Source organism: Arthrobacter gandavensis, assembly GCF_015355785.1.
Lineage (GTDB): Bacteria > Actinomycetota > Actinomycetes > Actinomycetales > Micrococcaceae > Arthrobacter_B > Arthrobacter_B gandavensis_A.
In genome coordinates this window covers 727,982-742,958 of sequence record NZ_JADKYW010000006.1, presented here as the reverse complement: position 1 = coordinate 742,958, position 14,977 = coordinate 727,982, and the positions used below count along the sequence as shown (strand labels likewise).

14 protein-coding genes, 1 tRNA gene and 1 other RNA gene are annotated in these 14,977 nt (G+C 65.5%); 6 read left to right on the top strand and 10 right to left on the bottom strand.

Annotated elements, in window-relative coordinates; translation table 11 throughout:
* The first annotated feature begins 5 nt into the window (after positions 1-5).
* Positions 6-944, top strand: coding sequence for a reverse transcriptase-like protein (locus tag ITX31_RS15250; RefSeq protein WP_194784201.1), 939 nt, complete (start codon positions 6-8; stop codon positions 942-944).
* Here the strand turns inward: ITX31_RS15250 and ITX31_RS15245 are convergent.
* Entirely contained in the window at positions 941-1,711 is a 771-nt protein-coding gene (locus tag ITX31_RS15245) for a YaaA family protein (RefSeq protein ID WP_194784200.1), read from the bottom strand. The two genes, ITX31_RS15250 and ITX31_RS15245, sit on opposite strands and share 4 nt — an antisense overlap.
* Before the next feature lie 44 nt (positions 1,712-1,755).
* On the opposite strand from ITX31_RS15245, the gene rnpB reads away from it, so the two are divergent.
* From rnpB to ITX31_RS15230, 3 genes are all read left to right on the top strand, one after another.
* Positions 1,756-2,141, top strand: an RNA gene (gene rnpB, locus ITX31_RS15240) — RNase P RNA component class A.
* A gap of 133 nt (positions 2,142-2,274) precedes the next feature.
* A complete protein-coding gene (locus ITX31_RS15235) occupies positions 2,275-3,588 on the top strand; it encodes an MFS transporter (protein ID WP_194784199.1) in 1,314 nt (437 codons plus the stop codon).
* Between the two features lie 187 nt (positions 3,589-3,775).
* Positions 3,776-5,242 (top strand): glyceraldehyde-3-phosphate dehydrogenase, encoded by a 1,467-nt coding sequence (locus tag ITX31_RS15230; RefSeq protein WP_194784198.1) that lies wholly within the window; start codon positions 3,776-3,778, stop codon positions 5,240-5,242.
* A gap of 87 nt (positions 5,243-5,329) precedes the next feature.
* On the opposite strand, the gene ITX31_RS15225 is transcribed toward ITX31_RS15230, so the two are convergent.
* From ITX31_RS15225 to orn, 4 genes are all read right to left on the bottom strand, one after another.
* Positions 5,330-5,902: a peptide deformylase gene (locus tag ITX31_RS15225; RefSeq protein WP_194784197.1), complete on the bottom strand. Its 573-nt coding sequence runs from the start codon at positions 5,900-5,902 to the stop codon at positions 5,330-5,332.
* Entirely contained in the window at positions 5,899-7,086 is a 1,188-nt protein-coding gene (locus ITX31_RS15220) for an acyl-CoA dehydrogenase family protein (protein WP_194784196.1), read from the bottom strand. Before ITX31_RS15220 ends, ITX31_RS15225 begins: the two co-directional genes overlap by 4 nt.
* 149 nt (positions 7,087-7,235) lie before the next feature.
* A tRNA-His gene (locus tag ITX31_RS15215) sits at positions 7,236-7,308 on the bottom strand.
* A gap of 142 nt (positions 7,309-7,450) precedes the next feature.
* A complete protein-coding gene (gene orn / locus ITX31_RS15210; RefSeq protein WP_194784195.1) occupies positions 7,451-8,068 on the bottom strand; it encodes an oligoribonuclease in 618 nt (205 codons plus the stop codon).
* 903 nt (positions 8,069-8,971) lie between these two features.
* Between orn and mptB the strand changes: the two genes are divergently transcribed.
* Entirely contained in the window at positions 8,972-10,510 is a 1,539-nt protein-coding gene (mptB, locus tag ITX31_RS15200; protein ID WP_194784193.1) for a polyprenol phosphomannose-dependent alpha 1,6 mannosyltransferase MptB, read from the top strand.
* Here mptB and ITX31_RS15195 read toward each other — a convergent pair.
* The gene (locus tag ITX31_RS15195) at positions 10,473-11,732 is read right to left on the bottom strand and encodes a glycosyltransferase 87 family protein (protein WP_194784192.1); all 1,260 of its coding nucleotides are present in this window, start codon (positions 11,730-11,732) and stop codon (positions 10,473-10,475) included. The genes mptB and ITX31_RS15195 overlap by 38 nt on opposite strands.
* A 121-nt stretch (positions 11,733-11,853) precedes the next feature.
* Here ITX31_RS15195 and ITX31_RS15190 point away from each other — a divergent pair, with 121 nt between their 5' ends.
* Complete coding sequence (locus ITX31_RS15190) at positions 11,854-12,327, top strand: DUF3224 domain-containing protein (protein ID WP_194784191.1); 474 nt, start codon at positions 11,854-11,856, stop codon at positions 12,325-12,327.
* Positions 12,328-12,362: 35 nt separating this feature from the next.
* Here ITX31_RS15190 and ITX31_RS15185 read toward each other — a convergent pair whose 3' ends face one another.
* The 4 genes from ITX31_RS15185 to ITX31_RS15170 all read right to left on the bottom strand — a co-directional run.
* Positions 12,363-13,097: a M50 family metallopeptidase gene (locus ITX31_RS15185; RefSeq protein WP_194784190.1), complete on the bottom strand. Its 735-nt coding sequence runs from the start codon at positions 13,095-13,097 to the stop codon at positions 12,363-12,365.
* Positions 13,094-13,855: an anti-sigma factor gene (locus tag ITX31_RS15180; RefSeq protein ID WP_194784189.1), complete on the bottom strand. Its 762-nt coding sequence runs from the start codon at positions 13,853-13,855 to the stop codon at positions 13,094-13,096. Before ITX31_RS15180 ends, ITX31_RS15185 begins: the two co-directional genes overlap by 4 nt.
* On the bottom strand, positions 13,836-14,405 hold the full coding sequence (locus ITX31_RS15175; RefSeq protein WP_194784188.1) for an RNA polymerase sigma factor: 570 nt from the start codon (positions 14,403-14,405) through the stop codon (positions 13,836-13,838). The genes ITX31_RS15180 and ITX31_RS15175 overlap by 20 nt, the downstream gene beginning before the upstream one ends.
* A gap of 68 nt (positions 14,406-14,473) precedes the next feature.
* Positions 14,474-14,977, bottom strand: a 504-nt coding sequence (locus ITX31_RS15170) for a class F sortase (protein ID WP_228529372.1), incomplete at its 5' end; no start/stop codon positions are given.

Genomic DNA, 14,977 nt, shown 5'->3' with positions numbered 1-14,977 from the left:
CTCCCGTGTCCGCTCCGGCCGGTGCCCGCCGGACGCTGATAGTCGAGGCAGACGGCGGCTCCCGCGGAAACCCGGGACATGCCGGCTACGGCGCGCTGGTGCGGGATCCCGAAACGAACGCCATCCTGGTGGAAAAGGCGGAGTACCTGGGCATCGTGTCGAACAACGTTGCCGAGTACTCCGGGCTGATCGCTGCCCTCGAACTGGCACACCAGATCGATCCGGACGCGTGGATCCTGGCCAAGATGGACTCCAAGCTGGTTGTGGAGCAGATGAGCGGCCGCTGGAAGATCAAGCACGAGGATATGCAGCGCCTGGCCCGTAAGGCCCGTTCCGTCGTTGATCCGCAGCGCGTGAAGTACCAGTGGATACCCCGGGAAATCAACAAAGACGCCGACCGGCTTTCAAACGAAGCCATGGACGCAGGGATTGCCGGTGTCCCGTGGAAGGGCCGGCAGCTTCCCGGGGCCGCGGACGCGGACTCCGGACGCGCATCCGCCGGCGCAGCGCAGGGCGGGCATGCGGCGCCGCCCGTACCGGAGCCCGTACCGACCGGCCGCCTGCACCACCTGGAGATTTGGGTGCGGGATTTTTCCCGTGCCGAGGCCAGCCTTGGCTGGCTGCTGGAGCGCCTCGGATACGTGCGCGCAGATTCCTGGGAAACCGGTGCCAGCTGGACGGGCACCGGGGGATACATCGTCATTGAGTCAGGTCCCGACGTCGTTGGAGGCGAGCACGAGCGCCGCCGGCCCGGCCTGAACCACCTGGCTTTTGGCGCCGGCACAGCCGCTGAGGTGGACCTGCTGGTCCGCCGTGCAGGCAGCCACGGCTGGACGCTGATGTTCCCGGACCGGCACCCGCATGCAGGCGGAGACGGCCACTATGCCGCCTACCTCGAAAACGGGGACGGATTCGAAGTTGAGCTGGTGGCCGACCGGCCCTAGCGGTCCTCCGGAAGGATCAGGTTGAGCTGCCAGGGCCTGCGGCCGGCGGGCGGCACCAGCTCAGCCTCCCATTTCTCCGCAGCGGCGTCGCGGAGCTGTCCTGGGGTGGCTGGGGCGCTCCCCGTGCGGGTAAGCAGATGCCGTGCCAGCTCACCACGGGTGTGCTTGGCGAAGTGGGATACCACCTTGCGTTCACCATTCCGGATCTGGAAGACGTTGACGGCCGCGGTGTCCTGCTGCGCGGGCTGCCAGGCGGCGGCATAGGTGCTGGATCGGCAGTCAACTACCAGCCGGCCTTCGGCATGCCGCCCCAGAGGTTCGGCCAGTGCCGCTTTCCAGAAGGCGGCCAGCCGTCCGCAGCCCGGGAGGTTCGTGCCCATGGAGAGCCGGTAGGCCGGGATAGCGTCGCCGAACCCGATGGCGCCCCACATCGCTGAAACGACAACGACGGCGTCGTCCGCAGCCTGCTGCTGGTCGGGCGTGAGCGTGGCGTAGCCCAGCGCGTCATACAGCACGCCTGAGTAGACACGGTGCGCAGGGGCGCAGGGTTCGCTCTCAAGGATCGTGTTGCGGCGTAATTCCTCGGCCAGGGACGTACCAACACCCAGCACTGCGTGTGCGTCCGGGGCGGCGCTGGCTTCCGCGAGGGCAGCCAGCACCTCCTTGCGCGCAGCCGCCAGCTCCGGGAAGTGCAGGGAATCGGTGTTCAGGGCGGGACCCGCCGCGGGACGGGTCTTGCCTTCGGAAGGGGGCAGGAGGATCAGCACTGATTAATCCTAAGGTCCTGCGGCAGGTAGCATTGACCGCGGGACGGGTTGGCCAGGCAATCGCGTCAGGACGGTCTTGAGGACCGGACCTGCCGAGGAAAGTCCGGGCTCCGCAGGGCAGGGTGGTGGGTAACGCCCACTCGGGGAAACCCGCAGGCCAGTGCCACAGAAAACAGACCGCCCGCGATAATCCGCGGGTAAGGGTGAAACGGTGGTGTAAGAGACCACCAGTGCCCCGGGTGACCGGGGCAGCTAGGTAAACCCCACTCGGAGCAAGGCCATACAGGGTGCGTTTGAGGGCTGCCCGCCCGAGCATCCGGGTAGGCCGCTGGAGGAAACCGGCAACGGTTTTCGGAGATGGATGATTGCCGCCTGCACCGCCGGTAACGGTACGCAGGTACAAAACCCGGCTTATCGGCCAGCCCGTCCCGCTGACCGTGCATTATGTACACCTTCTCTCGCGGGTACAAGCAGCAAGAGATCTGCGGCGGGATTTTCTGCCGACTTCTCTCTGCCGGTAGGGCGCGTCATGCGACAGCATGAACCTCGGCTATCCTGTGTCGATGATCACGCATCCCGCGCCCGGCAGGCACCTCGTGATGCGCAACGCCAATTTCCGGGCACTATGGGTCTCCTCCACCATGGGCATCCTGGGCGGTTCGGTGACCGCAGTGGTCCTGCCCATCATCGCGGCGGTGGAACTCGGCGCCGGCGACTTCGCCGTTGCGGCGCTCTCCGGGATGGTGTTCCTGCCCTGGCTGCTGTTCGGACTGCCTGTTGGCGTGGTGGTGGACCGCCGTCGGCGCCGTCCCGTGATCCTGTTTTCACTCGTGGCCCGCATCGTTTTGCTGTCGACCCTTCCCATCGCTTACTGGCTGGGCGTGCTCACGACGGCGCAGCTGTTCATAGTCTCCTTCCTGGCCGGACTCGCGGCCGTGTATTTCACGCTCGCCGAAGCAGCCCTGATTCCGCGGGCCGTCACCAAGGACGAGCTCGTCGAAGGCAACGGGCTGATGACCGGCTCCGGTGCTTCCGCCGACGCCGTCGGACGCGGGCTGGGCGGCTGGATGACGCAGGCGGTGGGCGCGTCGAATTCGCTGCTCGTGCAGCTGGCCGCTTCTGTTGCCTCCTTCATCGCCATTCTGGGGCTCAAGGTGGAGGAGACCGTCCCCTCCAGCCCGGAGAACCGGCACATCTGGCGGGAGATGGGATCCGGCCTGCGCTACTCACTCAGCACCACGCCGCTGCGGGTGCTGCTGCTGGTGGCGGCGCTGTGGAACCTTGGGGGGAACATCGTGGTGTCCCTGATCGTCCTGCTGGTGGTGCGGACGCTGGGGGAGAGCGGTACCTGGCTGGGCTTCCTGATGGCGGCGACGGCGGTCGGCGGAACCCTGGGCGGACTCAGCGTCAAGCGGCTGGCAGACCGCTTCGGTTCCGGTGTGGTGTGGCGGTACTCGATGTTCCCGGCCGCGGCCGGTTATGCCGCCCTGCTCCTGATGACCCCGGGGTGGGGGATGCTGCCGGGTTTCTTCGGAATGTTCCTCACCGGGCTGGCCATTTCGATGAACATCGTGGTCTCCACAAGCTTCCGGCAGCGGGTCTGTCCCCCCGATATGATGGGCCGCCTCGGCTCCGCCACCAGGATGGTGAGCTGGGGGATGCTGGCCGTTGCCTCGCTGCTCGCCGGTGTGCTGGCCGTTACTGTCGGTGTGCGCAGCGGCATTGTCATCGGCATACTCATCGCCGTGCTGGCACCCTTCGTGGCCTCGCGGGGTCCGCTGAGGGGCGTGCGGCATCTGGAGGATCTTGAGCCTGCTCCGGCGGATGCCGCGGGAGGGAAACCGGAGACCGCGGCCCGGGAACAGTCCGCGCTGTGATGAACATCTCCTGAGCCCGTCCGGGGGTTTGTCTGTGGCCTAATACACTTGTAAGTGTTTCGCGGCCGTGCCCTGCGCCGCGGAGCGTGAAGACACGGCCCAAGCGGGCTTGCTCCGGCACCGGCGCCGGAGGACTTACCAACCGGTCACAAAGCAGTGCCGGCTGAGACAAAGGATGTGAAGATCTGTGAGCCAGAAGTCCGATACCTGCCTGGATGCGTGGATGGACAGGGAGGCTATGGCAGAAGCCATGATCCCGCTCATTGGCCGGCTCTACCGGGAGAACAGTGTTGTTACTTCGGTCCATGGCCGTCCGCTGGTCAACCGGTCCGTCATCGACATTCTGAAGGCGCATCGGTTCGCCCGCCAGATTGACGACGTCGAGCTGCCGGTGTCCCTGACCCTGCCGATCCTCCAGGCCCTTACGGAGCTTGAGCTCGGCGCTGCGTCGGTTGACCTGGCCCGGATGAACGCCAAGTACCAGCGTGCCGGCAACGGTGTACCCCTGGTGGACTTCCTGCGGGACGAGCTCTCCGAGGTCGCCGGGAAGCACGGAGCGGACGAGCGGACCAGTACCGACGTCGTCCTGTATGGCTTTGGCCGAATCGGCCGCCTGCTGGCGCGGATCCTGATCGACCACGAAGGCGGGGGGCACGGCCTGCGCCTGCGGGCGATCGTCGTTCGCAAGGGTGCCGAAAATGACCTGGTCAAGCGTGCGAGCCTGCTGCGCCGCGATTCGGTGCACGGGGCGTTCCCCGGCACCATCACCGTTGATGAGGAGACGAATACCATCCTCGCCAACGGAACACTCATCCAGGTGATCTACTCCAATGATCCGGCCGCCGTCGATTACACCGAGTACGGCATCAACGACGCGATTGTGGTGGACAATACCGGCCGCTGGCGCGACGAGGACGGGCTGGCCCAGCACCTGGGCGCCAAGGGCGTTTCCCGGGTACTCCTGACCGCGCCGGGCAAGGGAAACCTGAAGAACATCGTGCACGGCATCAACCACCAGTCGATTACCGACGAGGACAAAATCCTCTCCGCGGCATCCTGCACAACCAATGCGATCACGCCCGTGCTGAAGGTGCTCAACGACAAGTTCGGAATCGTCAGCGGACATGTTGAGACGGTCCACTCCTTCACCAATGACCAGAACCTGATCGACAACTTCCACAAGGGCGACCGCCGCGGACGTTCGGCCGCGCTGAACATGGTCATCACCGAGACCGGAGCCGCGAAGGCAGTGGCCAAGGCACTTCCGGAACTTGCCGGCAAACTCAGCGGCAACGCCATCCGCGTCCCGACCCCGGACGTCTCCATGGCCATCCTGAACGTGAACCTCGAATCCGAGACCACCAAGGAGGAGCTGAACACCTTCCTGCGGGAGACTTCGCTGAATTCCGAACTGCACAAGCAGATCGATTACATCGATTCCCCGGAAGTCGTCTCCACCGACTTCGTAGGGTCGAAGCGCGCCGGCATCGTGGACGGGCTGGCGACCATCTCCAACGGCAAGAACGCGATCCTCTACGTCTGGTACGACAATGAGTACGGCTACAGCTGCCAGGTGATCCGCGTGCTCGAAGAGATGGCGCACGTGAACCCGCCTGCGTTCCCCCGGGCCGAAGAACTGGTTGCGAGCGTGTAGCGAAGTTCCAGCACCGCAAACGCCCCGCCGGGCTTACCGGCGGGGCGTTTCGCTGTGCGGCTGCGGCGCGCTGCTGCCGCGCGCTGCCTAGTGGCCGAACGGGTCCGGATCCACTCCGGGCATCCAGGTCAGCCCCGGGACGTTCCAGCCGTTGTTCTTCAGGACCTTGCGTGCTTTGCGTCCCCAGCGTTCGTTTAGCCGGTCCACATAGAGCTTGCCGTCCAGATGGTCGTATTCATGCTGGAGTACGCGGGCAAACCAGCCGGTGGCCTCAAACTGGACGGGGGTGCCCGTCTCGTCACAACCGGAGACCCTGGCCCAGTCGGCACGGGTCAGCGGAAAGTTCTCGCCCGGGACGGAAAGGCACCCCTCGGTGTCTTCGTCCGGGTCCGGGGCGGACCCGGGCACCTTGGAAGTGAGCAGGACGGGATTGACCACGACGCCGCGGTCCGGGGCGTCGTCGTCGTTCGGGAAATCAAAGGTGAAGATCCGCAGTCCCACACCCACCTGGGGTGCCGCAAGGCCCACGCCGTTGGCAACGTCCATGGTTTCGTACATGTCGGCCACGAGGCTGCGCAGCGAATCGTCGAACTCTGTCACCTCGGCTGCACGGCGGTGCAGGACGGGTTCCCCGTAAATGGTGATCGGGCGGACGGTCATGGGTTCTGCTTTCCGTGCTGGGGCAAAGGGGGCGTGATGCTGCGGCCAATGACTTCGCGCATAATTTCCGAGGTTCCGCCGAAGATGGTGAGCAAACGGGCAGCCAGGAAAGCCTGGGCCACCGGGTATTCCATGATGTAACCGTAGCCGCCGTGCAGCTGGAGGCACCGGTCGGTCACGGATTTGGCCCGTTCGGATGCCCACAGTTTCGCCTTGGCCGCTGAGACAGCATCAAGGCTGCCGGCGTTGAATGCCCGAACGGCCGAATCGACGTAGGTTTCGGTGACTTCGACTTCGGTCAGGATGTCCGCGAGCTCAAACCTCGTGTTCTGGAAGTCGCTGATTCTGGCGCCGAAGGCCCCGCGCTCCGCTGTGTAGGCGGCGGTTGCCTTATAGACGGTCCGCGCCACGGCAGAGGAAGCCGCGGCGACGGCGAGGCGCCCCTGGGGAAGCTGTCCGGCGGCGTACTCGAGGCCGTGCCCTTCCTCGCCCACCAGGTTTCCGGCAGGGACAACGACGTCGTCGAAGAACAGTTCTGCTGTGTCCGAGGCCTTCAGGCCCATCTTCTCGAGCTGCCGGCCGGTTGAGTAGCCGGGGGCCTTCTCCACCATGAACATGCTGAAGGAGCGTGCTCCTCCGCGACCGGTGCCGCCGTCGGTCCGTGCCAGGACCAAGGCCGCGTCGCCGGTTATGCCGTTGCCGATGAAGGTCTTCTGGCCGTTGAGGACCCAGTCGCCGTCAGCGTTGCGGACGGCCTTGGTGCGGATGCCCCGCAGGTCGCTTCCCGCGCCGGGCTCGGTCCACGCCACCGAAGTCACCTTGTCTCCGCTGACCATCTGGGGCAGCCAGCGTTCCTTGAGGTCCTCGGAGCCGTAGGCCAGGAGATGGGGGAGCACCATGTCATCGTGGAGGTGGAATGCCAGCCCGACGGCGAGGTGGTTGGCGCGTGCGAATTCTTCGTCCATGACCACGCGGTACCGGTAATCAGGCATTCCTGCTCCACCGAACTCTTCCGGCACGGCCAGGCCCAGCAGACCCTGTTCACCCGCGGCCTTCCACACCCGCCGAGGCATCCTGTGGTCCGCCTCCCATGCGGGGTAGCCCGGGGCGACTTCCCGCTGGTTGAATTCGCGGGCGAGGTCACGGAAAAGCCCATGGTCCTCATCGAAAAGCGTGCGTTCCAACGCGGCGCCTCCTAGTTCTGTCCTGCCGGCTCATGCGCCTCAGCGCTGTGCAGCTGCCATCTGGATTCAGTCAGCTGGGGGGATACGTAAAAGACCGCCCCGGAAATATCCGAGGCGGTCTTTGCGAAGCTGGAGACCAGCCTCTTCCGGGTGAGTAACGGGGGTTGAACCCGCGACCTCCTGGACCACAACCAGGCGCTCTGCCAACTGAGCTATACCCACCATGTGCACTCAGATTATTCATTTCCAAGTCCAGGCGAGTGGTCTGTGAAAACTCATTTATCTGAGGCAGCGGATACAAGCTTACACGGTTTTTTGGGTGCTCCTGACACATCCGCCACTTCGGGGCCTAAAAGTGATGCAGCTAACTCTCGACGGCCGGTTCACTGATGCCCGCGGCGATCTTTTTGGCCGCGGCGGAATCCGGGCCCGGCGCCGGAACGAAGATCGCTTCACGGTAGTAGCGGAGCTCGTTAATTGAATCCTGGATGTCGCCCAGGGCGCGGTGGCCGCCGTTCTTGGCAGGCGACTGGAAATAGGCGCGCGGATACCAGCGGCGTGCGAGTTCCTTAATGGTGGAGACATCGATGATTCGGTAGTGCAGGTAGTCGATGACCTCCGGCATGTCGCGGGCCAGGAACATCCGGTCCGTTCCTACGGAGTTGCCCGCCAGTTGGGCTTTCTTCGGCTCGGGTACCCACTTGGTGATGTACTCGATGACTTCAGCTTCAGCCTCTGCCAGTGTCATGCCGCCGGGCAGCTCATCGAGGAGCTTGGAGGTGGTGTGCATCTGGCGGACGAAGTCGCCCATCTGTTCCAGGGCTGAGGCTTCCGGCCTGATGACAACGTCTACGCCTTCGCCGAGGATATTCAGCTCGGAGTCCGTGACGAGCACCGCGACCTCGATCAAGGCGTCGGTGCTGATGTCAAGCCCGGTCATTTCGCAGTCGATCCACACAATGCGTTCATTTGTTATTGGCACGGGACAAATGTACCCCGCGGTGCCGGATCGCTGCTGGCCTAGAGGCTCGAGTGGCTTCGCTGCCGCCGGTCGTGGCGCTCGGAATCGGCAGTCTGGACCGATGCCGCCGGAACGGGCACGTAGGGCTGCAGGGGAAGGGACCCCGTATCAGGCGGGCCGAACGTGCGGGTCCAGCGGCTGGTCTGCATCCCGGGCCCTCCGGGGAGGGGAGCGGTCATGAATTCACGGGCTGCTCCCGGGGCCGGCGGGATGACCGGGGCCGGGGGCTGTTCCGGCTCGTCCTGCCTACGCGCAGTTTGCTGCCGTTCCGCAACAGGGACCACCGGAGCCTGACGTGCCGCCGCCGGCTGTGGCCGGACGGCCGCCGGGGCTGCGGCGTCGGGACGTCCCGCAAGCGCCGGGCTCCTGGAGGCGTACCAGGCCGCGGTGAACGCTGCGAGGATAAAGGCGGAGGTGGCGGCAGCGGCAGGCAGCGGGATCCGAGCCCAGAAGAGACATGCTGCGGTGGTCGCCGAAATGAACATCCCCCACCCGAGGAGTTCCGGGCTGCGGTGTCCGCCGCCGTGCTGTTTTACGGCGCGCCGACCGCGCCGCCTCACTTCTGGTTCTGCCCGGTGGCGCCCCACAGCCCGTCCCGCCTTGCCTCGTCCGATCCAACCCGGACAGTCTATGTGAGCCGCACCCCACTGGCTGTGCAGCGCGCCGCGTCCGAGGGCAGTTGCATGTCTCGATGCTAATATTTGGCCTGACGGAGCCGCCCTGGCCGTACCCTGTGACGGGTGTCCGGGCCGGGAAGGTTTCTTGGGACAGGCGTGTGCGCCCGCCCGAGGAGGCGCTTGCTTTCGAACCTGGTGCCCGTTCGCTGGGACCCGCCGTACGAACCAGAGATTGGAACGACCCACGATGACCGCCCAGGTCCCTGCGACCGAGCCTTCGTCTCCCGAACCGGTGAGGACGAAAACCGACCATCCCAACGTCGCGATCATCCATGGGTTCATCGGCTCGATGATGATGCTTGCCGGCTCCTTCGGGGTGGGCTGGCTGTCCCTCTCTTCGTATGAGCTGCGCCGGGTCGAGTTCATCATGTGGCTTCGCTTTGAGCCCGCCGGCGCGGTGATCTCCGTCCTCCTGCTGGCGCTGGGCGGAATGCTGCTCGTGCGCTCCTGGCTGCGCTTCGGGCAGCGGATCGGAGACTGGGGGCCGCAGTCGCGCCCCTACGTGCTCAAGGCCATCCTGGCTTGGGGCGGACCCATGTGCCTCACGCTGCCGCTGTTCAGCCGGGACGTGTTCGCCTATATTGCCCAGGGCCTGGTCATGGTGAGCGGGCTGAACCCCTACAAGGACGGCTACTCCCAGATCTCCAACTACCTCCAGCTGGGAGCGGACGACCTCTGGGCGCAGAGCCCCACACCCTACGGGCCCATCTTCCTCTGGCTCGAAGAGATCGTGGTGCGGATTACGGGCGGGCAGACCGAGTTCTCGATCCTGCTCTTCAGGCTGATCGCCCTCATCGGCGTCGCCATGTGCGTCTACTATGTGCCCAAGCTCGCCCAGATGCACGGCATCAATCCAAACCGGGCCCTGTGGCTCACGGCCGCGAACCCCCTGTTCCTGACGAACTTCATCGCCAGCATCCACAACGACGCGCTCATGATCGGCCTGGCTCTCGCAGGCCTGTACTATGCGGCGAACAAGCGCGGCGTGCTGGGGACCGTGCTCATCACGCTCTCCGTGGGCATCAAACCGATCACCCTGATCTTCCTTCCCTTCATCGGCCTGATGTGGGCGGGGAAGGGAGCCTCCTGGCCGCGCAAATTCGTGTACTGGTTCATGACCGCCGGACTGTCGCTTGGGCTGCTGGCCGTCCTCGGCGTCGTCAACGGACTTGGCTTCGGCTGGGTTGGTGCGCTGAGCACCCCGGGCAGTGTCTGGATCTGGTACGCCCCCGTGGGGTTCGTCGGGCTGGTCGTTGCCACCCTGGGGAACTCGCTGGGGCTGCCCGGCTGGTCATTCGCCGACGTGGTGCACACCCTCGGACGGCTGGCTTCCCTCGCCGTCGCCGTATGGCTGATGTTCGTTGGCGACTACTCCAGGCTGGTCCGCCGCCTGGCGCTCGCCTTCGCGGCGATTGTCATGCTGGCGCCCATGATCCAGTCCTGGTACGTGGTGTGGCTGATTCCGCTGTTTTCCGTTACCGGTATCCGCAACGACTGGCAGGTCAAGACGCTGTACCTGTTTGTGTCCTTCTTCATGGTCTACGCGATCAGCGACCAGCTCGACATCTGGCCCTACTTCGAGTTCAGCCTGAGCGCCGCCCGGCAGATTGCGGCAGTTACCGCCGTCGCCTTTGCCCTTTACCTGATCTTCCTGGACCCGAAGACGAAGGTCCTGTTCCGGAAGAAGCTTACGGAGCCGGCTCCGGGCGAACTCCGGATTCGCTGACGCTTCCGGCGCGGGCCAGGGCCGTGATCTTTCCGAGCGACCATGCCAGCAGCGCCATCAGGAGAAGGTTCCGAACGGACAGCAGGACAGCCACGGCAACGTTGAGATCGTTGTACAGCGCCTCGTAGAACATTGGGTAGACCAGGGTGGTCAGCGCTGCCACGGCGATCATCATGGCAGCGGGGACCCGCCAGGCGCGGCCTTCCCAGGCAAGGCCAACGGCGACCACGGCACCCAGCCACAGCATGAACTGGGGCGAGCCAACCTTGTTGAAGACGATGAATGCGCTGACCAGGGCCAGCGAACCAGCCGCCAGCAGCGCACCGGCGTCGGCGCCGCGCTTCAGTGCCCAAACGAGCAGGAGCACGACGGCGACGGCCGCCAGGGCCAGGAGCGGCGTCATCAGCGCGGCAACGGGTTCTCCCAGCGCGCCGCGGACTTCACGCGTATTGATCACCGTGTCTTCGTAGATGTAGGCGTCCGACCGGACGAGGATTGCCTGCCACAGCCCGGGCGTGGTGAAAGGCGCTTCCAGCTGCATCCCGCGGTCCCCCTGGGCACCCATGAAGCTCAACAGGTGGCGCAGCCCGCCGGCAGCAGCAACGGTGGCTGCAACGACGGCGGAGAAAGCGGCTCCGGTGACCAGGAGGGTCAGGCGCCGCTTCGAAACGGCGAGAACCGCCAGGATCACCGCTGCCGGCCAGACCTTGATCCAGGTGGCGGCGGACAGCAGGAGCGATGCCACAACCGGACGGGTAGCGAGCCACAGCAGGCCCATGATCACCAGGGGAGCGGTGAGGCCGTCAATACGGCCGACGGCGACCGGCCCCAGCAGCGCGGTGATGCCCAGCCACCAGTACGCGGCGACGCAGCGCACGCGGGTCCGGTCGGCGGTGAGGACAGCAAATGCCGCAGCATTAAGTCCGGCGAAGATCAGGAACCAGGCGAACTGGTAGGGGCCGTAACCGAAAGCCGCTGCCAGCAGCATCGGAGCCAGCGCGCCGATGGGATAGACCCAGTCCGTGGTGATGCCCTGCCAGTGGCCCTCCTGCAGTCCCTCGAAGGCCCACTGGCGGTAGAACTGGATGTCACTGAGCACCTCGCCGGTAAAGACCAGCGGTGAAAGAAGGCCAAAAAAAAGCAGGTGCACGCCCGCGAAGGCCGGCCACAGGACTCTGGAACGCGTGTAGCTGGGTTGACCGGCAACGGGGATGGACGACATGCTCGGTGGTGCTCCTTCGCGGGGGATTCCAAGGCGCGCGGGCTGCCGCACCCCAGCGATAAGGGTACCTGCGGCGCGCGGGCGGCATGCAATCGGCAGCCGAACACGGAATACTGTAGGCATGTCCGACCGAACAGAACATTCGATCACTGCCGATTTTGAAGTTTCCTCCTGGGAACCGACGCCCTATGTGGTGGAGGGAACCAACAGCGAACTCTCCACTGTCCGCGCGGTGAAGATCTTTGAGGGGCCCATTACGGGCACCAGCGTTTCCGACCTGCTGCTGGCAGGCAACGCGACCGGAGCAGGATACGTGGGCAGCGAGGTGTTTGCCGGCAGCGTCGAGGGACGTGAGGGCACCATGGTGATCCAGCACTGGGGCCTGGCCGAAGGGGAAGCCACGGCGTCGTCGGGCCACATCATCCCAGGGTCCGGCACGGCGGGCCTAACCGGCATTTCCGGCAAAGCCGTTTTCTCCCAGACGGAGGACGGGCAGCACCGCCTTGAACTGCGGGTTTCCTTCCCCGATGCTCCGGAAGCTGACGGCGCGCAGGGACCGGATCCCGTGGAAGAGCGGCCGGCGGACGCACCTTAGGTACCCGCCCGACGGCAGGCGCCAACAGCCGCCCGTCAGTTCAGCAGGCCAGGAACCAGCAGCCATACTGCCGCAGCCGCGCAGGCCGCGATAACCGCGGCGAACAGCAGCAGCCACACGGCGGACGGCACTTTCGAACGCTGGGCCAGGATCCAGGCGTCCGAGGACTCCAGTGCCGTCCGTCGCCTGGTGTGGACGCTGAGCAGGTTCAGCCAGTCTCGGACTGCACCCACTAGAAGCGCTATCCCGAGCGAGGCAGTCACGGAGGCGGTTCCGTCCGCCGGCACGCACCACAGCAACAGGACAGCGACCCCGGCGCAGCCCAGCGCGATGGCGGCTCCCTGGACGTTGCGGATGAAGACGAGCGCCGCCGCCAGCACCAGCACCCCAAGGGACAGTGCGGCAGGAGCCCACCCGGCCACTGCCGCCCAAATGAGGGCCAGGCCCGTGAGCGCCGGCACCGGATAACCCCAGAAGCCCGCCCAGACGGCCCCGAAACGGGTTCGTCCGAGGCTGCGCATCTGCCCGGAATGATCAAACCTCAATTCGATGCCGGTGATCCGGTGGCCAGCTGTCAGGGCAGCGAAGGCATGCCCCAGCTCGTGTACGAACGTGACGAACATGCCGAACCAGCGCCACGTCGGTGCCGGGACGGACAGGATGACCGCGGCAGCTGTCACGAAGACGAGCAGCCAGGGCTGGGCATCCAGGCCGTCGGCACGGGCGAATCCCGCGGTTAGTCTGTTCCAGAAATCAGCAGCCCAGCTCAAAGCTCCAGCTGGCCCCGCAGGATGGACTTGCCAGAGTGCTCCGGATTCCCGTCGTTGGGCTCATCCGAGATGTCCACGATCGGATAGGCACTGAGGTCAAGGCCGTCCGGGATCTTCAGACGCGCCTCGGTCCCGTCCATTTCGCCAAGGCTGACCATGGAGGTGATGTCGGGGGAGATGAGCCAGACCTCGCGGTAGCCTTCGGCATCGCTGCTGCTGGACGTGATGACAAGTTCACGTTCGCCGTCAGGCAGCAGGTCTACGGTTGCCGTCCCCTCGTCGCTGTAGGAAGGCAGGGGTTCCAGCGAGACGGAGGCCAGCACTTCCGGCTGCGGCTCGAATCCGCGGACGATACCCCAGGTGGCCGCTCCGGCGACCACTACGGCGGCAGCTGCTGCGGCGAACCACTTAGTCCCTCGGCGTTTGCGCCGTTCGTCTGCCAGCGAGACGGGAAGCGCGGCTCCTGCCGGACCGGGTGGACTCACCGAACCTTGGCTTGTCCGCTGCTCCTGCCGGTCCTCCAGCGGGTCTTTCCGCAGTGACGGGGCCAGCCCGAGAGCTTCGTGGATGCCTGCCCAGACCGTCGGCGGCGGAACGGAACCGGCTTCTGCCGCACTTCGTCCTGCCTTAACGACGCGGCCGTAGGCCGTGATCTCTCCGGCGCACTGCCCGCAGTGTTCCAGATGCGCGGTTTCTTCAGTTGTGGGATCCTCGCCCAGGGCCAGGAGAGCCAATGCATCATCGTGCAGGTGCTGCATCGCTTACCTCCAATCGTTGCCTCAGTTGGACGAGTCCCCGGCGTATATGGCTCTTGACAGTGCCCAGCGGCAGGCTAAGTTGTTCCGAGATCTGCTGGTGTGTCAGGTCTTCGTGGAAGGCCAGCCGCAGGATCGAGTGCTGGGGTTCGCCCAGGCGCCTGAGCTCGGCATCCAGGACGACTTTGTCAGCGACGCCCTCCGGATCAGGCCCTCCGGTGCCGGCGCGCTCGCTGACTGCTGCGGCGCCTTCCAGCACATCATCCTCACGGAGCCTCGAAGATGTCATTGTCGCTGATACGTTCCTCGCTATGCCAATGAGCCAGGCCGCGAGGGTGGAGCGCTCAGGGGAATAGGTATCCCGATACCGCCAGGCCCGAATGAACACCTCCTGCACGGCGTCGTCCGCCGCCCCCGCATCTATCAGGCGCCGAAGGGACATGGTGCGGACCAGCGGCGCAAAGCGGCGGTAAGCCTCGGCAAGTGCGGCCTCCTCACCTGCGGCGAAGGCCTGGTCCAGGCCGTCGCCGAACTCGGGCACACCGGGTGACATCGGGGCGGTTCTCCTGCCGTAAGCCTGTGTAGGGGCCGCGACCGTCGGGGTTCGCGTGCCCATTTTCCCTATGATACCGGTGCTGCCGTGAGCACAACGTTATCTTCATAGTCGTTCTCCGTGTCGAGCCACTGTCCGCCGCAGGTGACCAGTCTGAGCAGATGGTCTCCTGCCCGGTCGAAGAGGCGGTGTCCGTCGAGGGACCGCTTGGCGATGTTCTCGACCTGCTGGGTCTGGTAGGTGACCTGCGAGCCGTCTTCACGTGTCACCGTCACCAGGGTCCCCGGGGGAACGTTCTTGAGTCCTGCGATGGGCAGCACTTCGGTCTTGGAGTCCACATGGGCGGCCAGCACCGAAGAACCGGCGTCGGCACCAGGCGCCGGCCCGTACTTGTACCATCCGGCCTGGACGTGATTGTCGGGAATAGTCATGGCCCCGTTGTCCTCGATGCCGACGGGGACAACCTCGAGGTCGATTCCCGTACCTTCAACCTGGACCTGAACCGGTGCCGGGATGGCTTCTGCGGGAACGGGGGTGGCCTGACGGACGGGAATTCCGGATGAGCTGTCCGC